Annotated in this window: 15 protein-coding genes; 1 reads left to right on the top strand and 14 read right to left on the bottom strand. The window is 56.5% G+C overall.

All coding sequences use genetic code 11. The annotated features are described in order from the left end of the window. Positions 1-122: 122 nt before the first annotated feature. The 4 genes from mukB to cmoM are packed head-to-tail and all read right to left on the bottom strand — an operon-like array spanning position 123 to position 7,364. Positions 123-4,574: a chromosome partition protein MukB gene (mukB, locus tag ACMGGH_RS13055; RefSeq protein WP_232948047.1), complete on the bottom strand. Its 4,452-nt coding sequence runs from the start codon at positions 4,572-4,574 to the stop codon at positions 123-125. Beyond that, positions 4,574-5,278 carry a chromosome partition protein MukE gene (mukE, locus tag ACMGGH_RS13050; RefSeq protein WP_232948046.1) on the bottom strand — a complete coding sequence of 235 codons (705 nt, stop codon included), beginning with the start codon at positions 5,276-5,278 and terminating at the stop codon, positions 4,574-4,576. Before mukE ends, mukB begins: the two co-directional genes overlap by 1 nt. Beyond that, entirely contained in the window at positions 5,259-6,581 is a 1,323-nt protein-coding gene (gene mukF / locus ACMGGH_RS13045) for a chromosome partition protein MukF (protein ID WP_041910621.1), read from the bottom strand. The genes mukE and mukF overlap by 20 nt, the downstream gene beginning before the upstream one ends. A 3-nt stretch (positions 6,582-6,584) precedes the next feature. After that, positions 6,585-7,364 carry a tRNA uridine 5-oxyacetic acid(34) methyltransferase CmoM gene (cmoM, locus tag ACMGGH_RS13040; protein WP_047368216.1) on the bottom strand — a complete coding sequence of 260 codons (780 nt, stop codon included), beginning with the start codon at positions 7,362-7,364 and terminating at the stop codon, positions 6,585-6,587. 124 nt (positions 7,365-7,488) lie between these two features. On the opposite strand from cmoM, the gene elyC reads away from it, so the two are divergent. Next, positions 7,489-8,268, top strand: coding sequence for an envelope biogenesis factor ElyC (gene elyC / locus ACMGGH_RS13035; RefSeq protein WP_028012575.1), 780 nt, complete (start codon positions 7,489-7,491; stop codon positions 8,266-8,268). Here elyC and ACMGGH_RS13030 read toward each other — a convergent pair. From ACMGGH_RS13030 to cmk, 10 genes are all read right to left on the bottom strand, one after another. Beyond that, entirely contained in the window at positions 8,245-9,138 is an 894-nt protein-coding gene (locus tag ACMGGH_RS13030) for a YcbJ family phosphotransferase (RefSeq protein WP_028012574.1), read from the bottom strand. The two genes, elyC and ACMGGH_RS13030, sit on opposite strands and share 24 nt — an antisense overlap. Positions 9,139-9,279: 141 nt before the next feature. Further along, complete coding sequence (kdsB, locus tag ACMGGH_RS13025; protein ID WP_047368214.1) at positions 9,280-10,026, bottom strand: 3-deoxy-manno-octulosonate cytidylyltransferase; 747 nt, start codon at positions 10,024-10,026, stop codon at positions 9,280-9,282. After that, positions 10,023-10,205, bottom strand: a complete 183-nt coding sequence (gene ycaR / locus ACMGGH_RS13020) for a protein YcaR (RefSeq protein ID WP_006174474.1) — start codon at positions 10,203-10,205, stop codon at positions 10,023-10,025. The genes kdsB and ycaR overlap by 4 nt, the downstream gene beginning before the upstream one ends. A gap of 45 nt (positions 10,206-10,250) precedes the next feature. After that, positions 10,251-11,480: a winged helix-turn-helix domain-containing protein gene (locus ACMGGH_RS13015; RefSeq protein ID WP_232948045.1), complete on the bottom strand. Its 1,230-nt coding sequence runs from the start codon at positions 11,478-11,480 to the stop codon at positions 10,251-10,253. A 44-nt stretch (positions 11,481-11,524) separates the two neighbouring features. Beyond that, entirely contained in the window at positions 11,525-12,502 is a 978-nt protein-coding gene (gene lpxK / locus ACMGGH_RS13010; protein WP_063437608.1) for a tetraacyldisaccharide 4'-kinase, read from the bottom strand. Beyond that, complete coding sequence (gene msbA / locus ACMGGH_RS13005) at positions 12,499-14,247, bottom strand: lipid A ABC transporter ATP-binding protein/permease MsbA (RefSeq protein ID WP_028012570.1); 1,749 nt, start codon at positions 14,245-14,247, stop codon at positions 12,499-12,501. Before msbA ends, lpxK begins: the two co-directional genes overlap by 4 nt. Positions 14,248-14,283: 36 nt before the next feature. After that, complete coding sequence (locus ACMGGH_RS13000) at positions 14,284-16,548, bottom strand: ComEC family protein (protein ID WP_232948044.1); 2,265 nt, start codon at positions 16,546-16,548, stop codon at positions 14,284-14,286. 214 nt (positions 16,549-16,762) lie between these two features. Further along, the gene (ihfB, locus tag ACMGGH_RS12995) at positions 16,763-17,050 is read right to left on the bottom strand and encodes an integration host factor subunit beta (protein ID WP_008499965.1); all 288 of its coding nucleotides are present in this window, start codon (positions 17,048-17,050) and stop codon (positions 16,763-16,765) included. Between the two features lie 170 nt (positions 17,051-17,220). Then, on the bottom strand, positions 17,221-18,894 hold the full coding sequence (gene rpsA / locus ACMGGH_RS12990; RefSeq protein WP_008499966.1) for a 30S ribosomal protein S1: 1,674 nt from the start codon (positions 18,892-18,894) through the stop codon (positions 17,221-17,223). Positions 18,895-19,005: 111 nt separating this feature from the next. After that, positions 19,006-19,689, bottom strand: coding sequence for a (d)CMP kinase (cmk, locus tag ACMGGH_RS12985; protein WP_232948043.1), 684 nt, complete (start codon positions 19,687-19,689; stop codon positions 19,006-19,008). Between the last annotated feature and the right edge of the window lie 83 nt (positions 19,690-19,772).

Here is a 19,772-nt window from a genome sequence, read left to right as displayed (position 1 = left end):
GGTAGACGACAACTCTGTTGCCTTACCTTATGTAAAGAAGTTTAAAGATAACGCAGCCCTGAACACAAGTTAAGAGAATAAAAAAAGCGGCGCTTCTGCGCCGCTCTTTGTAACAAAACGCCTCAGGAAGCGTCTGCCGTGGTTTCCGGCATTGATTCCGGCGGCTGCGGCGCAAAGCCACGCAGCCCGACAACGTGCACGTGTTCGCTGTTCTGGAACACTTTACGCACCAGCTTATAGGTGGTGCCTTTTTCAGGGCTGATGTTTTCCGGTGCCGCAATGATGAGCTGCATATCGAGACGTTCGCAAAGCTCAAACAGCGTGGCAATCGAGCGGGCATCAAGACGCGCCGCTTCATCGAGGAACAGCAGTCGGCATGGGGAGATGTCTTTCCCGCGCAGGCGGCGCGCTTCATCTTCCCAGCTCTGCACCACCATCACCAGAATCGACATCCCGGTACCAATGGCTTCACCGGTCGACAGCGCTCCGGATTCCGCACGCAGCCAGCCGTCTGAACCACGGTTTACCTCAACTTCCATTTCCAGGTAGTTACGATAGTCCAGCAGCTCTTCACCGATGGTTTGCGGCGTACGCTGGCCCATATCAATCTGCGGATTCAGGCGCTGATACAGCTTCGCCAGCGCTTCGGAGAAGGTCAGACGGTTGCTGTTGAACAGATCCTGATGCTGCTCGTGCTGCTCAGAGAGCACGTCCAGCAGCGTCGCGTGGGCTTCACGTACGTTGACGTTAAGACGCACGCTGTTGACCTGACCAAACGAGACGCTCTGCAGCCCCTGGTTCAGCTGGCGGATACGGTTCTGCTCGCGCTGAATGGTTTTGCGAATGATATTCGCCACGCTGCGGGAGCTGATCGCCAGCTTCTGCTCGCGGGAGGTCAACTCTTCCGTCAGACGGCCCAGCTCAATTTCCATCTGTTCGATGGCTTCGACCGGATCGTCGGTACGGATAATGTCCTGACGAATACGCTCGCGCAGGTGCTGATAAACCGCAACGAAGAACTGAATTTTACGTTCAGGACGTTTCGGATCCTCTGACATGCGCAGCACATCGCGCAGGTGTTCGTTATCCGCCACCGCCAGACGCAGCGCACCCAGCGCCTTATCCGACATCGAACGCAGCTCATCGGCAGAAAGGTATGCCAGCTCGCGACGGTGCAGGCGTCGTTCAACGTTGTTGTCTTTCACCATCCGCATCACGGCGCACCAGCCCGCTTTCGCCGTCACGACCTGCTCGCGCATTTCATGATAGTCGCGCTCCAGCTTGCGCAGGCGGCGGGTCAGGTTATCCATTTCCGCTTCGCAGAAGGTGAGCGCTTTTTCCAGCTGATTACGACGCGCGCGGTTATTGCTGAGCTGGCTATGCAGCTCATCACGACGAATGCGCGCGCGCTCTTCCGCCCCGCTGTCGGCACGAACGCCAATGTCTTGCAGCTCTTTCTGCAGGTCGTTTAACAGCTCTTTCTTGGTGTCGAAGGAGCTTTTCAGCGAAGCCAGTACCTGGTTGTACTGGTTCAGCTGAGCGGAGTGGCTGCGCATCGCTTCGCGAGCGCGGGTACGTTCCGCTTCCGCCTGCTCAAGGCGCTGGCGCAGTTTTTCATTCAGGTCGCTGTTACCGCTCAGCATTTCAGCCGAATCGGAGTAGCCGAAGTGCGCACGACGCTGCACCACTTCCGTCAGGGCAAACGCCTGCTGACGCGCTTCGCGCTGCACCTGCTGCGACCAGGCATAATCTTCTTTTAACTGCTCGAACTGTTCCGGGTCGCTCTGCAGTACAGACACGACGGGCTCCAGCTTCGCCAGCTGGTTGCCGTGCTGCTGCACGAAGCGCGCGGCTTCCTGGGCTTCATCCAGACGTTCCTGGATCTCATCCACGCGGTCGGCCAGCGTGTCATCAGCCAGCAGGTTCAGGCGCGGCAGAATGCGGTTAAGGGCAGCGACGCCCTCTTTCGCCTGTTCGAACTGGACGCGGCTCTGCTGGTTGTCACTTTCATGACTGGCAATCGCGCGCTCCAGCTCGCCACGGCGGGTGTTGAGCTTGCGGATTTCCGCTTCCGGGTCGGCTTCAAACGCCACGCCCAGATGGCTGCCGATAAAGCGGCTGAACGCCTGGTGCAGACGCTGGGTTTTCTGTACGTCAAACGACAGAGTGGCAAAGCGTTCAGACAGCGTTTCACGCTCGGCGTGGAGGCTTTCGATGCGGCTTTCGCGCGCGGCGCGGCCAAACAGCGGCAGTTCCGGGAAGCGGGAGTAACGCCACTGGCGATCGGCGATTTTCACCACCACCGCTTTTTCCAGCTCGTCAACGCTGAAAACGCTGTCATCGAACGACTGCGGATCCCCTTCGATCAGGTAGAGATCTTCCGGGCAATCTTCCAGCCCTGCGAGCTGCTCAGAAATCAGCGACAGATCCGGCACCACAATTGCGTTGCGGGATGGACCGTACAGCGCGGAGAAGTACGGCGCATCGTCCAGGCCAACGTCATCGTAAATCTCAGACAGCAGTACGCCGCCAAAACGCTCGGCTAACGTGTTCAGACGCGGATCTTCTGACCCGCCCGGCTGGCTTAAGCGCTCGATTTCTTCATCGACGTCACGCTTGCGGGCACCCACTTCGTCACGTTCAACAATGGCTTCGCGCTCGCGCTCCAGCAGCTGTTGCAGGTATTCGGTCACCTGCTGGCTGGATTCGAACTGTTCGCCGCACTGTTCGCTGAGCTGGTTCAGGCTGCTTTGCGCTGCCAGCCAGACCGGCGCACGCTGCAAAAGCGCCTTCGAACGGGACTGAAGCTGCTCCAGCTCCTGACGCAGCGTCATACGCTGTTCGCTGGCATTTGATACGGTATCGGACAGGGCCGCAATACGCGCTTCCAACTCCTGATGCAGGGCCTCAAGCTCGTCGAAATCGTAATGTTTACCCTGACGCTTGCAGAACTCGGCCAGCAGACGTTCGGCTTCCTGCTGCTCGCGCAGGCGCTGTTCCAGCTCGTTCAGGCGCATACGCAGCGGCTGCACCTGCTCGGCCAGATGGCGCTGGTTGACGCCGTCGCGCAGCAGTTCACGGGCAACGTCCCAGGCTTCGCTACGCGCCAGCGGGCCGTTAATCGCAACTACCAGCTGATAAGCCTGTTCAAACTGGCTGTGCGCCGTTTGCGCGACGCTCATTTTCTGTTCAAGCGAGAGCAGTTTCTCGGTGGCTTCCTGCTCTTTGGCCTGGAAGGTGTCCAGCCACTCGTCTGCACTTTCCGGCGTCAGATCCGGCAGATGACACAGCTCTTTCGCACGCTGTAGCGCCTGCAGCGCCTGGTTGTACTGAATCGCACGCGTCTGCTGTACGTCCAGCGCCTGCTGGTAGTCCGCAAGCTGGCTTTTCAGCTCGTCCACTTCCAGCTCGGCGGCTTCGGCGCGGGCTTCGTTCTCTTCCTGCATCTCGGCGGCTTCGGCCACCACTTCATTCTGCTCTTCGAGACGAATTTGCAGCTCATCGAGGTCCGCTTCGTAGCGTTCGATCTTTTCCTGCTGACGCAGCGCGGTCTGCACCAGGTTCAGGTGATCGCTGGCGGCCTGGTAGTCGGCTTCCAGATCGCCTTCGGCACCGTTGTGCTCACCCAGCTCGCGCGCCATTTCGACGTGCTTGTACTGCTCGGCCACCAGCTGTTTACGGGAGGTAAACAGCTCGCGGCGATATTCTAATGCCTGATCGAGATGGACGCGGCGCTCGTTGGCGTGGCGCATATAGTCCGCCGCCACGTAGTTGGTCGCTTCGCTGATCAGGTGTTTAAACAGGTCGCGGTCAGACTGGGTAACGCGAATCGCTTCCAGCGTCATGCGGTTTTCACGCAATGCCGCCTCCATGTCCTGGAAGGCCTTACGCACGCCGCTGTTTTCCGGCAGCAGGTAGTCACGCAGGGAACGGGTAATGGCGCTGGAGATACCGCCGTACAGGGACGCTTCGATCAGACGGTAGTATTTACTACGGTCTGAAGCGGTGCGCAGACGGCGCGCCACCACGCCCAGATCGAACATCAGGGAGTGGTAGTCGGTAATGGAGTTGAACTGCTTAAACTGCACCCCTTCGATGGCTTCAAGCTTGTCCTTCAGCTCCTGCAGCGTCAGGACGCGCGCCTGGCGTTCATTCAGCGTTTCCGTCAGCAGCGCGGTCGGCTGTACGGAGGTTGGCAGCCCCTGAATGGCGAACGGTTTGATATCCACTTTACGGTCGCGGCCGGCAACCTGTTGCAGACGTACGCCCACCACCACGCGCTGGTGACGGGAGTTGATGACGTCCAGCACGGAATAACAGACGCCCGCTTTCAGCTTACCGTGCAGGCCTTTATCGCGGGAGCCGCTTGTCGCGCCCGCTTCGGTGGTGTTACGGAAGTGAAGCAGCGTCAGGTCGGGGATCAGCGCCGTTACAAACGCCGCCATGGTGGTGGATTTACCCGCCCCGTTACCACCGGAGAGCGTCGTGACCAGCTCATCCAGATCGAAGGTTCGGGCAAAGAAGCCGTTCCAGTTAATCAGCGTCAGTGAGCGAAATTTACCGCGTTCAATCATTACTCTTCCTCCCCGCTATCCGGCAGATTCTCTTCATGCTCATCATTGAGCTGCAAATGGTTTTCCACCGGCATCGCTTCACCGTCGCGGATCATGCGAAGCTGCGCTTCACGCGCGTCATCGCCCGCACGCACGTCGGCGCCGAAGCGGAAGACCGATTCCGTGATGCGGAATTTGCTGCTGTCGTGGCCCATAAACCAGACCATCCCCAGACGGCGCAGACGGTTCAGGGAAGAGCGAACCTTTTCCTGTAATTTTTGACGGTCAAGATCCGACCCCGTCGAACGGTTATTCACCAGCTTAAGCAGCTTGCTCTCATCCGCCAGCGTCAGCAGTTCATCGTACAGCTCCTGCTGGGTGAAGATGCCTTCATTTGCCAGGCGTTCCGGGCTGAGGTAGAGATAGCAAAGAATTTTGCCAACCATCATGTCCAGCTCGGAGAGCACGGAGCGCGGGATCAGGGTCGTGGAACGCGGGCGCAGATAGAAAAAGCCTTCCGGCGCGCGGATAAGCTCCACGTTATAGCGGGTGTAAAACTCTTCCAGGTACTCCTGAAAGTCCATCAAAAAGGCGTGATTATCCAGCTCGTCCAGGCCAATGTGACGACCGGCACGCAGCTGGCTGTCCAGCGCCGGAAATAACGGATTCGCCAGCGCCTGTGCCAGCTTAACTGGCATCACTTGTTCAATATTTGTCAATGACATGCGCCTGTACCTTGGCTCCGTAATCGTTAATTGGCTGCCACTTCGGCGGCAGTCCGGTGAAGTCTGCTTGCGCGATACCCAGGCGCACCGCCTGGTCTACCACAATGCGGGCAACGTCGAAGTGGCGCGCGCGCGGATATTGCGCCAGATAGTCGCGCACCACGAGCCCAAGATCCAGCGGCGCTTGTCTGGTTTTGTAGACGGCGAGCTGTTCTTCGATCATCGCCGCAAGTTGCTCACGAATTTCGTTGAATTCTTCGTACTCCAGATCCGGCGGCAGTTCACCGGTGACCTCTTCATCGCGCAGCGCCATCTCTTCGTCGCGCATATCCAACAGACGATCGGCATTGGCATAGGTCAGCGCCCACGGTGCATCAAAGTAGGTCTGTACCGACTGACGAAGACGCTGAGCAAAGACGCGGTTTTTATCCATATCAATCGCGGTACGGATAAATTTATGCACGTGGCGGTCATAGCCGATCCACAGATCGATCGACTGCTGGCCCCAGCTGATAATGCGGTCAAGTTTGCTCTGCAGATCAAACACCAGACGGTCGATAAAATGCAGATCGTCGTGCGCCAGGGTCGCGTCCTGGATGCGCAGCAGGTTGGCCTGCAGCTTGTCCCCTGCGGCCTCCAGCGTATCCTGCAGCTCACGCAGCGTACCGGAGGTTTCTGACAACAAAAGTTCACAGCTGGAAATGGCCGCACGCCAGTCCTTGTTCAGCAGCTGCGCGATATCGTCTTTCACCTGCTGCTGCTGCTCGTCCATCAGACGCTGAGTGAGATCGATACTGTCGAAAATCTCGGCCACCGAGTATTTCAGCGGCGCGTAAACGTTGCGATGCCAGTGGAATTCGTCACCGTTTTCATCGGCTGCGTCGGCGGCACGTTTAAGCTCACCCGCCACGATCGAGAGCTGCATGGAGAGACGCAGCGTGGAAAATTCGCGCTGGCGAATGTAGTAGTCGGTGATGCCGATGCCCAGCGGGGTCAGGCGATAGATGGCGTTTCCTTCCGCCTGCTCGCTGGTAAAGCGGTTCAGCAGACGTTGACGCACCATATCGTTGATTGCGTTATTGGCACGCACGCTAATGGTTTCGCTGGTTTGCTCAAACGCATCACTGACGTGGCGGAACGCATCCACCAGTTCACCCTCGCTCATTTCACCATCCAGCCGTTCGCCGTTCAGCGTGGCAACCGCCAGCAGGAAAGAGAGTCTGTCTACCGGCAGCGAGATGGAGAAATCGTTTTTCCTGGCCCAGGCAACCAGTTCGGGGACTGTCTGGGAAAATTCACTCATAGGTTATCCTTGCATCTGCGGCTTGTGCGCGGTGACGTGAATATAGCGGCCAAGGCTGACGAACGGCTCCTGGCGGCAATACCGCGTTTCTAATTCTGTTAAGGTGTCAAAACAGTCACGCTGTTTGTGTTTTTCACGCAGATAATCATGAAACACCCTGACGCCCGTCTTCCCGACGATCTGCCAGCCAATCTCTTCCAGCCAGCCGTAAACCTGCTGCGGATCGCGCGGATAGTCCGGGGAAAGCGTGCGTTTTTTCTTTTTCGGCATCCCGACCTGAACATAGTCGAAGTTCCCTGCCACCATGTTGTGCATCAGGAAGCCGTTAGCATTGTAGAACATCAGCGACAGCGTACCGCCCGGACGTAACATTGACCACAGGGTTTGTAACACGCTTTGCGGGTCGGCAACCCACTCCAGCACCGCATGAAACAATATCAGATCAACCTGGGTTTCCAAATGCTGCGCGATGTCCTGAGCGGCGCATTGTATAAAATGCATGTTGTCGCTCACACCTTTCTCTTCTGCCGCACGCGTCGCGCGGGCGACCATTTCAGCAGAAAGATCGCAAAGCGTGACGTGATGGCCACGTTCAGCCATTTTTATGGCCGTCTGCCCTTCACCACCTCCGGCGTCCAGCACGCGCAACGTTTGGCCGCCAAAGCCCGCCAGAATGGTATCCAGATCCTGCCAGAGGATCGTCTGACGGAGCTGCCCTTTCGTGGTGCCATAAATGTTGCGCGAAAACTTTTCCGCGATGTCATCAAAATTGCGATCCCGCATTGGGAGAGTTCCACTCGCTAACTGCAAAACCGCTATTTTGTCACACCCGCGCGGAGAATGAACCTCTCTGGTGTAATATCACCGGTAATCATCTGCTGTATGGTCAAAAAAGGAACCAAAAAGGATGCTTTTTACCCTTAAGAAATATGTTGGAGGGATGATGCTTCCCCTTCCGCTGCTGCTTATCATCATCGCGCTGGGGCTGGCGCTGGTGTGGTTTAGTCGCTTTCAGAAGAGTGGCAAAACGCTTATTACGTTCGGCTGGCTGGTCCTGCTGCTGCTGAGCCTGCAGCCAGTGGCGGATGGACTGCTGCGCCCCATCGAAAACAGGTACCCTACGTGGCAGGGAAACCAGAAAGTTGATTACATCGTTGTGCTGGGCGGCGGGTATACCTGGGACCCTGACTGGGCCCCCAGTTCGAACCTGATCAACAACAGCCTGCCACGGCTAAACGAAGGTATTCGCCTGTGGCTGGCGAATCCGGGATCAAAAATGATCTTCACCGGCGCAGCGGCCAAAACCAACCCGGTGAGTACAGCTGAAGCGGGGGCCAGAATCGCGGAATCGCTCGGCGTACCGCGTTCCTCTATCATCACGCTGGACAGCCCAAAGGATACCGAGGAAGAGGCTGCCGCGGTGAAGCAGGCGATTGGCGATGTTCCGTTCTTACTGGTGACCTCCGCCTCGCACCTGCCAAGAGCGATGATTTTCTTCGAGAAGCAAGGTTTGCACCCGCTTCCCGCACCGGCAAACCAGATGGCCATCAGCGCGCCGCTCAACCCATGGGAACGGGTGATCCCCTCTCCGATGTGGTTGATGCATAGCGATCGCGTTGGCTACGAGACGCTCGGACGCCTCTGGCAGTGGCTGAAAGGCTCGTCAGGCGAGCCAGGGCAAGAGTGATTTAGCCGCCAGATCGAAGTTGGCGCGATTGAAACGTCCGGTGTTGACCAGCTGCGCCACTTCATCCCAGAGCAGATAAAGCCAGCGGCGCCAGAGAAACGCCTCTGCAACGGGCGCGCGTTGAAGGTAGTGCCACAGTAAACCTTCCGCCGCCCCGCTGTCGCTGAGCCTGAACAGCTCATATTCCCGCGGTGCCCAGAGCATGATCCCCGGCCCTAGCATCGCCAGGAGCTGATCGCTGCGGGAGTCTTTGAGCATACTGCGCAGAGTAAAATTGCCGTGGATCAGCACGCAGTTGTCGTTAAAGCCGTCGAACAGCGCCGGTAAGCACTCGCGGGTGCGAAACAGAATACGTTTGTCCTGCATGGTCAAGCCGGTATTGTTGAACTGGTTAAGCGTCCCCCACAGCACTTCCACCCGCTGGCGATACCACAGCGGCCACAGGTTTTCCTGGGTGCTGTCAACCGGACCAACAAGCCCGCGGCTATCCTGTCGGTGCCAGGCCAGCAGCGCCTCCACAATCTGGTCTTTAAGCTGTTCCCAGCGTTCCGGCGTACGCGCGGGCGCTTCTACCGGCACACCGCGTAAACGCTCAATCAGCAGTACGTCCGGGCCGGGATGTTCCTCGTGGGTCATCACGCCGTACACGGTCGGCATACGGACGGTTCCCTCCCGTGCCAGCATCGACATTTTCCAGGCAAGCTGCCTGGCGACGCCCGGCGACGAGAAGCTTCGTGCCATCAACGGCATCGGGTTGCCCTGGCCGTCATACAACGACCAGAGCGCGGTATCGACCTTTTCACTCACGCATTCGACCCGGCTTAACTTCTCACCCAGCAGATGGCTAAGTTCGGCACGCAGCTGTTCCATATGAGATTACCCCCATTAAGACTACTGCTTTTATAATGAGCGCACAGCGTGAAGATGTCACCCGGAAGAGATCAATTAGGGTAAAGAAAGGGGAATTTGCGGGGAGAGGACATCCCTCCGAAAGGAGGGATGCAGGCGGGATTAACGCAACTCGGCGCGGACGCGCTCAAGATCTTCCGGCGTATCAACGCCCGTTCCCGGTACTTCGCGGGCAACGGCAACGTGGATTTTTTCGCCATACCAGAGCACGCGAAGCTGCTCCAGCATTTCGATATGCTCCAGCGGGCTCGGCGCCCATGCTACATAGCGGCGAATAAAGCCGGCGCGATAGCCGTAGATCCCAATATGACGCAGGAAAGAATCACCGATGGTCTCTTTAGAGAGCGCAAAGCGATCGCGATCCCACGGAATCGTAGCGCGGGAGAAATAAAGCGCATAGCCTTCGGCATCCATCACCACCTTCACCGCATTCGGATTGAATACCTCTTCAGCGTGGTGAATAGGCACCGCGAGCGTCGCCATACCGACCTGACGCTGCGCCAGGTTTTCCGCCACCTGACGGATAATAACGGCCGGGATCATCGGCTCGTCGCCCTGCACGTTGACGATGACCGTATCGTCACTGAAACCACATTTCTCAACCACTTCAGCCAGACGCTCGGTGCCGGACTGGTGATCGGCGCGGGTCATGCACACCTCACCGCCTGCGGCCTCAACCGCACGGGCGACATCAGGATGATCGGTTGCAACGATAATGCGGTCGGCACCGGACTCACGCGCCCGCTCAAGGACATGCACAATCATCGGCTTGCCGTTGATATCTACCAGCGGTTTACCCGGCAGACGCGTTGAGGCATAACGTGCAGGAATAATGACAACAAAACTCATGGTTTGCTCTCTTCTGCCACCAGGGAACGGGCTTCATTTTCCAGCAGTACCGGAATGCCGTCACGCAGCGGGAAGGCCAGACTGTCCAGCTTGCAGATCAGCTCCTGTTTGTCCTGGCTGTAGTAGAGTTTGCCGTTGCATACCGGGCAGGCAATAATTTCAAGTAAACGGTGATCCATAGTTCCTCCGTATGGGTAATCGCTAAAGCTTAACACATTCCCTTTTCAGGGCGTGCCTGTTTCCCAGCCACTTCGACAGGATGTGAATAACCCGTCAGGTACCCGGCCAAGCGTTACGTCGCGAGCCTCCTGCCAGCGCGCGAACTCGCAAATGGCGGACGTTAACCCTTTTTCCAGGCTCGCCGTGACCCTGATGCCCTCTTGCAGATAAAGGGCAATGACTTCAAGCGTGCCGGTCTTGCGGTGCATTTTGGCATCTATGCGCCCGACCAGTTGTCCCTTGTGCAGCAGCGGTAAAACAAAGTAGCCGTATTGCCGCTTTGGCGCCGGGGTATAGCATTCCAGCCGGTAGCTGAAGTCAAACAGCTGCTCGGCGCGTTTTCTGTCCCAGACAACCGGGTCGAACGGCGACAATACCGCGCTGTGGGTCGCCTGAAGTTTGCCCTCCAGGGCCTGAGGCAATAACGGGAGGAGATCCGCGTGCAGCCACATTTCTCCCAGCGTTTCCACCATAACGGGAATAACTCGCTGTTCGCGCTGCCACATCTCCAGCAGAGGCTTCAGCGCAGGCTGACGGAGGCGGTAATAGTCTGCCAGCCATTGCGGACGGAAAATGCCCAGGCTGCGGGCGCTGTTCTCCAGCATGATGGCCTCGGCCGCCTCCTGAGTAAGCAGATCCCGCTCGTCGTCCCAGTGAGGCATCACGCGATGCGTCAGATCATAAACGCGCTGAAAATTACGCCGTTCAATGACCATGACTTTGCCTGACGTGAACAACCCTTCAAGATGGCGCTTGTGCGGCTTCCACTCCCACCATCCGCCTGCACCTTTGCGCGGATGTTCAAAATCGGCGGATCGAACGGGGCCGTTTTCCTGAATATGGCTGATAAGCTGCTCTATTTCGGCCTCATGTTCCTCCATCCACGCCTGCCGGTATTTCCATCCCATCTTTTCCGGAGCAAGCATACGGTGACGTACCAAGGCGAAATCGCTACGGGGCAGGAAGCAGGCTTCGTGAGCCCAGTACTCCATCAGCTCCCCTTTGGAGAGCGCCTCATCCAGCCACTGCGGAGGATAACTCCCCAGGCGGCTAAACAGCACCAGGTAAGGGCTACGGGCGACAATGTTAATGGTGTCGATTTGGAGCAGCGACATGCGCTGGACGGTAGAGAGGATATCGGCAGGCTGCGCGCGGCGACGGGGCTTTTTGAGCAGCCCCTGCGCGGCAAGGTGTAAATGACGTGCGGCTGAAAGCGAGAGTTGCGGTAAAGACATGCGTTTTCCTGTCAGTCAAAGCGCCACCAGAACCGCGTAAGCCTCTACTGCACCAACGCAATCAGTTCCTTAAGCAATTGTTCCGGCTGTTCGCCGCTGAGTTCAGCGTCAACGGGCAGATACCACCAGTTATCTTTCGCAAAGGCACGGCATTTCACCGCATCTTTTTCGGTCATAATGAGCGTCTGGCCAGGCGCGGTAAGCGCCTCAACCTGCTCTGCCACCAGCGCCTGATGGTCAGCCAGCGGAACGCGTTTTTCCAGCCGGGCGCCACACTGTTCCAGCGTCGCGAAGAAGCGCGGCGGATGACCAATACCCGCCATTGCCACCAGCGAAGGCAGTTCTGCAACCGCCCGGCGTTCACCCGTCACCAGGTTGACCGCCATTCCCGGTAACAGACGCATAGGAATTTCACCCGACTTTGCTTCACCGCCGTTAACAATCACCGCATCAACGGACTTCAGACGCGAAGCGCGTTCACGCATGGGGCCAGCGGGCAGCCACCAGCCGTTGCCGAAACGACGAACGCCGTCGATAACTACAATCTCTTTATCACGCGCCAGAGCGTAATGCTGCAGGCCGTCGTCAGTGATGATGATTTGTGCCGCGTGTTCAGCAAGCAGGGCCTGCACGGCGTCGCTGCGCACCGGGGAGACCGCAACCGGCGCACCGGTACGCTGGAAAATCAATACTGGCTCATCACCCGCTTCTGCGGTCGTGGTTTCCGCCGACAGCAGCAATGGGTAGTGCGCCGCTTTACCACCATACCCACGCGACACCACGCCGGGGCGGATGCCGCGTTTTTGCAACTGCTCCACCAGCCAGATCACCACTGGCGTTTTGCCGTTGCCGCCCGCCGTGAGGTTACCCACCACGACAACCGGAACCGGCGCGCGCCAGGCACGCTTGATCCCCAGACGGTAAAACAGGCGAATAATGCCGCTCACCAGGCCGTACAGCCAGGAGAGCGGCAAAAGCAGCAGCCACAGCGGGGATTCACCGGACCAGATGCGTGCAATCATTCGCCGAACTGCATCTTATGAAGCTGGGCGTAAACGCCACGATGTTCCAGCAGATCGGCATGGCTTCCGCGTTCAACAATGATGCCGTCCTCAACCACGACGATCTCATCTGCCTGCTCAATAGTGGACAGACGGTGCGCAATCACCAGCGACGTACGGTTCTTTTGCAGTTCATCCAGCGCCGACTGAATCGCGCGTTCAGATTCCGTATCCAGTGCAGAGGTTGCTTCGTCCAGGATCAGTATCGGGCTATCGCGCAGCAGCGCGCGCGCAATGGCGATACGCTGGCGCTGACCGCCGGAGAGCAGTACCCCGTTTTCACCGATGATCGTGTCCAGACCGTTATCCATCTTGTTGATAAAGTCCATTGCATACGCCATACGCGCGGCGTTCTCAATCTGCTCGCGGCTGTACTCGTCAGTGCGCGCATAAGCAATGTTGTTGGCAACCGTATCGTTGAAGAGATGCACGTTCTGAGAAACCAGCGCAACCTGGTTACGCAGCGACTGCAGGGTGTACTCCCGCAGATCGTGACCATCCAGCAGGATCTCACCTTCGTTAATATCGTAGAAACGAGTGATGAGGCTCGCAATGGTGGATTTACCGGAGCCGGAGCGGCCTACCAGCGCAACGGTTTTACCTGCCGGAATCGTCAGGTTGATATTGCGCAGAGCCGGCGTTTCGCGGCCTGGATAGGTGAAGGTCACGTTGCGGAACTCCACGTCGCCACGCGCGCGCTCTACCTCGCGTGTACCTTCGTCTTTTTCCTGTTCAGAATCCAGAATGCTGAACAGCGTCTGGCAGGCGGCCATCCCGCGCTGGAACTGGGCGTTCACGTTGGTCAGGGATTTCAGCGGGCGCATCAGGGCAATCATCGAGGAGAAGACTACGGTGATAGTACCCGCCGTCAGCGTCTCCATTACGCTCGGGAAGCTTGCCGCATAAAGAACGAACGCCAGCGCCAGTGAGGCAATCAGCTGAATGATCGGGTCAGAGATGGAAGAGGCCGAGACCATCTTCATCCCCTGCAGACGCATTTTGTTGCTGACTTTGTCAAAGCGTTTGGTTTCAACTTCCTGACCGCCGAAGATCAACACTTCTTTGTGCCCTTTCAGCATCTGTTCTGCGCTGGTCGTCACCTGCCCCATGGTGTTCTGCATATTCTTACTGATATTGCGGAAGCGCTTTGAGACGACGCGGATAGCAATGGACACGACCGGTGCCAGCACGATAAGGATCAGCGACAGCTGCCAGCTGTAATAGAACATCATTGCAAACAGACCGATGATCGACGCTCCTTCGCGCACGACGGTAATCAGCGCGCTTGAAGAGGAGGAGGCAACCTGCTCTGAATCGTAGGTAATACGAGACAGCAGCGTCCCGGTGGATTGCTTGTCAAAGAATGAAACCGGCATGCCCATCATGTGGCTGAACAGACGACGGCGCATGGTCATAACCACTTTCCCGGAAACCCAGGAAATGCAGTAGCTGGAGATATAGCTGGTGATACCACGTAAGATCATCAGCCCGATAACCACCAGAGGCATCCATAGCAACACTGAGCGATCCGTTTTACCAAAACCGTCGTCCAGTAACGGTTTGAGGAGCGATAACATAAAAGTATCGCTGGCTGCGTTGAGGATTAACGCTACACCCGCCACGATCAGGCCTGCTTTAAAGGGTGCAATCATCGGCCAGAGTCGGCGGAAGGTTTGCCACGTGGAGAGATCTTTGTCGTTATGCATTCAAAAAACCAGCATTTGTTGAAATAGCCGCATATTCTACCCGTTATCTACGGGCGCGCCAAACCACTGATGATACCAGGGGGGTAAAAATTGATCCCGCACGCGCCGGATTTGCCAGCGATGGTGCGAAAATGTCACCGATATTTGCCCGGAATGGGGGGTATCGTGCCAGATATATCCCTCTTTTCGATAGCGCCGGACTACTTTAGCCGACGGGAATCGCCATGCGTTATAGCGGGCCGCTGAATCCAGCGCAATCTCCCCTTCCAGGCGCTGTACCAGCGGCAATGAAGACGAGGTATTGCTGCCGTGATGAGGTACCTGTATGAGGGTGGACGTTAGATGCTGCCAGTAATGGCTAAGCATAGCCTGTTCTGCCTGTGCTTCAATGTCTCCCGTCAGCAGAACGCTCTGCTCGCCGTCGTCAATTTTTACCACGCAGGAGTGATTGTTACCCTGAGCCGGATAATTTTCAGTGGGCCAGTGGACGGTGAACGTTAACCCCTGCCATTGCCATCTTTGCCCTCGAAAGCAGGGACGATGCCCAGTCTGGTGCAACGGACTTCTTACCCACATTTCGGGCCATGTTTTTTGCAGCGATACAAGACCTCCCGCATGGTCGAGATGCTCATGGCTGAGAATAACGCCTTCCGGCTGCAGATGATGCCAGCGCAGCCATGGAATAATTAACCGCTGTGCACTATCCCCACCCGGCCAGGCAAGCCCGGTATCGTAAAGAATGGCTTTTCCCTGTCGTTCAATAACCATTGCCAGCCCCTGCCCCACGTCCAGCATATGGAGCGTCCAGGCGTCGCTTTTCGCCATTCGCCAGAGGGGAGAAGCCAGCAAGACAATTCCCGCCAGACAAACGGCAGGAACGGTTTTCCAGGCGCGGAAACGCCAGCCGATGAGGATAAGCCACGGCAGTAACGTCATGTACTGCCAGCGCTGGTCCACACTCTGCCAGCCGTCTGGCAGGCGCATCAGCAACCAGAACAACCCGGCAAGCGTCTTATCGGCTGCATACCAGATGCCGCTTTCCAGCCCCGCCAGCGGCAGCAGATGGAGCAGCATGCCGAGTAAAATCAGCGGTACGCAGACAAACGTCACCAACGGAACGGCAAAGAAGTTGGCGATCAACGATGAAATGCTAAAGCCATGGAAAATCAGAACCTGTAGCGGCATGAGAAGTAACAGCATGCCGACCTGCAGATAGACAAGGTTCAGCAGCGGACGTATCCGGCGAGCCCACTGCCAGTGAGGAAGCGGCAACCACTGAAACCAGAAAATCAGCGCGGCGACGGCAAATGCAGACAAAAGCAGACTCTGCGAAAGTATGGCTAAGGGATCGCTTATCAGGATCGCCGCGACACAGCAGATCCACACCTGCCATGGAGACCATTGCCGGGAACCGATCCGCAGCGCCGCCAGTACAGCAAGTGCGATGACCGTGCGTAGCGCGGGCGGTTGCAGACCGGTCAGCCAGGCGTAGAAAGCAGCAAAGAATAACCCCGCCAGCAGAGGCATTTGCCAGTTGACCCGATGGCAAGGTAATAAAATCTGAAGCCCGCGCACAAGAAACCAGACGATGGAGGCCGCCAGCGCGATATGCAGACCCGAAATCGCCATCAGATGCAGCGTGCCGGTTTCACGCATCAGGTCTTTTATTTCCCTGGGGACATCCAGACGTTCTCCCATGCCCAGCCCGAGGATAACCGCGCCCCAGCGATAAACTGAAAGTCGGTTTTGCAGCGATGTCAGGTATTGCGCTCGCAAGCTGCAGCGTCCATCGATGAGTTCTGCATGGGTAAAACGCCCACTTAGCGTTTGATGGCGGGCAATAGCGCTGCGCTGGGGGTCATACCCTCCGTCGTTCAGTTCGCCGTGTACAGGCCTGAGCCGGAGCGTCATCGCCCAGCGCTGACCGGCACACGCTTTCTGCGGCAGATAATGACCATAAAGCGTTACGCCTGTTGACGCCCACCAGCGCTGGCCATCAACGGTGAGTATTTTTCCCTGATGCACAGTGGCACCATCAGTCGCGGCGATCTCCACCTCGGCCTGCACGGCACCTGCGGTTAAATGCTGCATCGGCCAGACGCTCTCTTGCGCGGCCAGAATGCCCCACACGCAAAATAACAGCGTCATCCCCACATACTTCAGCCGTACGTTTTGGCGTGCGGCCAGTGCAACCCCGCCAGCCATCATTATCCAGATGGTATAACGCGATGGCAGTTCAGGTAACCAGAGTAACGAGGCTATCGCCAGAATGGCGCAGATACCTAAAGCGGGAATTCCCATTGCTACCTCCCTGTTTCTGGGTGGCAGTATGCGGGCAGATCGAGCGGGGTGTCAGATGTGAAAAATGCAATCTACAGCAAGCACTGCAAGGTTTTTAGCGCGTTGCAGAAAACGCAACTTAAAATGCGAGACACCTTCAGAATGAAAGTGACGGAGACAAAAAAAGCACCCGCAGGTGCTTTCTTTCGAACCCAGTTTAACCGGCTGGCTAAACTCAGTTGCCGTAAATATTGGCGCGATCGCGCAGTTCTTTACCCGGCTTAAAGTGTGGAACGTACTTCCCTTCCAGCTCGACTTTATCACCAGTTTTCGGGTTACGCCCGGTACGTGGAGCACGATAGTGCAGAGAAAAACTACCGAAACCGCGGATTTCAATGCGCTCGCCCTGGGCAAGAGTGGAGGCCATATGCTCCAGCATCTCTTTTACGGCATCTTCCACTGCCTTGGCAGGGATATGCGGTTGCTGACTGGCAAGTCTTTCAATCAATTCTGACTTGGTCATGATTCCTCCGGTTCCTTTCAAACCAATTAGCTGAACAGCTCATTAAACAAGGGCGGCCGTAGCCGCCCTTTGTTATTGATTACAGGACGAATCCTGCAATCTGTCAAGTCTGCTCATCATCCTTCGCGCTGTAAATGCGTTACAGCTCAAATGATGCTGAGAACCTGATATTACTCGCCTTTAGCTGCTTTGAAAGCTTCAGCCATTGCGTTGTTAGAGAAGTTTGCATCTTCCTGTTTGTTAACAGTTGCGATTGCATCTTTCTCATCAGCTTCGTCTTTAGCACGAACAGACAGGCTGATTGCACGGTTCTTACGGTCAACACCGGTGAACTTAGCTTCAACGTCGTCGCCTACGTTCAGAACCAGAGTGGCATCTTCAACGCGGTCACGTGAAGCTTCAGAAGCGCGCAGGTAACCTTCAACGCCGTCAGCCAGTTCTACGGTTGCGCCTTTAGCGTCAACTGCAGTCACTTTACCGTTTACGATTGCGCCTTTCTTGTTCAGTGCAACCCAGTTGTTGAACGGATCTTCTGCGAGCTGTTTAACGCCCAGGGAGATACGCTCACGCTCTGCGTCAACCTGCAGAACAACTGCAGCGATTTCGTCGCCTTTTTTGTATTCACGAACTGCTTCTTCGCCTGCAACGTTCCAGGAGATGTCAGACAGGTGAACCAGGCCATCGATGCCGCCGTCCAGGCCGATGAAGATACCGAAGTCAGTGATAGACTTGATTTTACCTTCAACACGGTCGCCCTTGTTGTGGGTTTCCGCGAACTGCTGCCATGGGTTGTTTTTGCACTGCTTCAGGCCCAGGGAGATACGACGACGTTCTTCGTCGATATCCAGAACCATCACTTCCACTACATCACCAACGTTAACAACTTTGGATGGGTGGATGTTTTTGTTGGTCCAGTCCATTTCGGAAACGTGCACCAGGCCTTCAACGCCTTCTTCGATTTCAACGAAGCAGCCGTAGTCGGTCAGGTTGGTTACGCGACCAGTCAGTTTAGTACCTTCTGGGTAACGCTTAGCGATAGCTACCCATGGATCTTCGCCCAGCTGTTTCAGGCCGAGGGATACACGAGTACGCTCGCGGTCGAACTTCAGCACTTTAACAGTGATTTCGTCGCCCACGTTCACGATTTCGCTTGGGTGCTTAACGCGTTTCCACGCCATGTCGGTGATGTGCAGCAGGCCATCAACGCCGCCCAGGTCAACGAATGCGCCGTAGTCAGTGAGGTTCTTAACGATACCTTTGACTTCCATGCCTTCCTGCAGGTTTTCCAGCAGCTGATCGCGTTCTGCGCTGTTTTCGGATTCGATAACGGCACGACGGGAAACAACAACGTTGTTACGCTTCTGGTCCAGCTTGATTACTTTGAACTCAAGCTCTTTGCCTTCGAGGTGCAGGGTGTCACGGACTGGACGAACGTCTACCAGTGAACCTGGCAGGAACGCACGAATACCATTCAGCTCAACAGTGAAGCCACCTTTAACTTTGCCGTTGATAACACCGACCACAGTTTCAGCTTCTTCGTAAGCTTTCTCCAGCGTGATCCATGCTTCGTGACGTTTAGCTTTCTCACGAGACAGCAGGGTTTCGCCGAAGCCGTCTTCTACTGCGTCCAGAGCAACGTCAACTTCGTCACCAACCTGGATTTCCAGCTCGCCCTGGGCGTTTTTGAACTGCTCAGCCGGAATGGCGGACTCAGATTTCAGACCGGCGTCAACCAGTACTACGTCTTTGTCGATAGCAACAACAACACCGCGAACGATGGAACCCGGACGGGTTTCGATTTCTTTTAAGGATTCTTCAAACAGTTGAGCAAAAGATTCAGTCATGTTTAATCTTCAGGTTAATATTAACGTCCACCTGGCTCCGTGCCGGATGGGGTTGTTTCACATACCCGCCGTCAATCCATTGCAGCGGGGGTACTGCTAAATCGGTCGCGATTACGCGAGTGCCAGTTTTTGGCGCGTATATTGTAGCGCTTTTTCAATCACTTGCTCAATAGTTAAACTGGTTGAATCCAGAACTAATGCATCTTCTGCAGGAACAAGCGGTGCGACGGCGCGGTTACGATCGCGGTCATCGCGCTCTTTTATCTCGGATAAAAGGCGATCAAAGTTAACACTAAACCCCTTTTCCTGCAACTGAAGCATACGGCGTTGAGCACGTTCTTCCGAAGAGGCGTCAAGGAAAATTTTTACTGGCGCATCAGGGAAGACCACGGTTCCCATGTCGCGTCCATCAGCGATCAGACCCGGGGCTTCACGAAACGCTCGCTGGCGACGCAGCAGCGCCTCGCGAACGCGTGGGAAAGCCGCCACCTGGGAGGCCGCATTAGCGACTTCCTGCGTACGGATTTCGCCGCTCACGTCTTCCCCTTCCAGGATCACTTCCAGGTTGCCATCGGTAGAAACAAAACGCACATCCAGATGCGCAGCCAGCGGTACCAGCGCTTCTTCAGAGGCGACATCCACGTGATGATGCAGCGCAGCCAGCGCCAGCACGCGATAGATTGCTCCCGAATCTAAAAGATGCCATTGCAATGCTTCCGCCATCGCTTTGCACAGAGTACCTTTCCCTGCGCCACTCGGCCCATCAATGGTGATTACCGGGGCAACTGCCGTCATCTTTTTCTCCTTAAATAAGGCATACCGTTAACATGAACGCCGCGCATTATACGCGCCAACGTGCGCAACTGTTACCTTTGCGT

Source organism: Enterobacter sp. BNK-16, from assembly GCF_048684955.1.
Lineage (GTDB): Bacteria > Pseudomonadota > Gammaproteobacteria > Enterobacterales > Enterobacteriaceae > Enterobacter > Enterobacter bugandensis.
This window is presented reverse-complemented; position numbering and strand designations above follow the sequence as displayed.

Excerpts from the sequence above, each read along its gene's own strand:
- mukB (WP_232948047.1), bottom strand. The coding sequence starts at position 4,574 with ATGATTGAACGCGGTAAATTTCGCTCACTGACGCTGATTAACTGGAAC.
- mukF (WP_041910621.1), bottom strand. The coding sequence starts at position 6,581 with ATGAGTGAATTTTCCCAGACAGTCCCCGAACTGGTTGCCTGGGCCAGG.
- ACMGGH_RS13015 (WP_232948045.1), bottom strand. The coding sequence starts at position 11,480 with ATGTCTTTACCGCAACTCTCGCTTTCAGCCGCACGTCATTTACACCTT.
- kdsB (WP_047368214.1), bottom strand. The coding sequence starts at position 10,026 with ATGAGTTTTGTTGTCATTATTCCTGCACGTTATGCCTCAACGCGTCTG.
- cmoM (WP_047368216.1), bottom strand. The coding sequence starts at position 7,364 with ATGCGGGATCGCAATTTTGATGACATCGCGGAAAAGTTTTCGCGCAAC.
- lpxK (WP_063437608.1), bottom strand. The coding sequence starts at position 12,502 with ATGATTGCACGCATCTGGTCCGGTGAATCCCCGCTGTGGCTGCTGCTT.
- msbA (WP_028012570.1), bottom strand. The coding sequence starts at position 14,247 with ATGCATAACGACAAAGATCTCTCCACGTGGCAAACCTTCCGCCGACTC.
- cmk (WP_232948043.1), bottom strand. The coding sequence starts at position 19,689 with ATGACGGCAGTTGCCCCGGTAATCACCATTGATGGGCCGAGTGGCGCA.
- mukE (WP_232948046.1), bottom strand. The coding sequence starts at position 5,278 with ATGTCATTGACAAATATTGAACAAGTGATGCCAGTTAAGCTGGCACAG.
- ycaR (WP_006174474.1), bottom strand. The coding sequence starts at position 10,205 with ATGGATCACCGTTTACTTGAAATTATTGCCTGCCCGGTATGCAACGGC.
- ACMGGH_RS13030 (WP_028012574.1), bottom strand. The coding sequence starts at position 9,138 with ATGGAACAGCTGCGTGCCGAACTTAGCCATCTGCTGGGTGAGAAGTTA.
- ihfB (WP_008499965.1), bottom strand. The coding sequence starts at position 17,050 with ATGACCAAGTCAGAATTGATTGAAAGACTTGCCAGTCAGCAACCGCAT.
- ACMGGH_RS13000 (WP_232948044.1), bottom strand. The coding sequence starts at position 16,548 with ATGGGAATTCCCGCTTTAGGTATCTGCGCCATTCTGGCGATAGCCTCG.
- elyC (WP_028012575.1), top strand. The coding sequence starts at position 7,489 with ATGCTTTTTACCCTTAAGAAATATGTTGGAGGGATGATGCTTCCCCTT.
- rpsA (WP_008499966.1), bottom strand. The coding sequence starts at position 18,894 with ATGACTGAATCTTTTGCTCAACTGTTTGAAGAATCCTTAAAAGAAATC.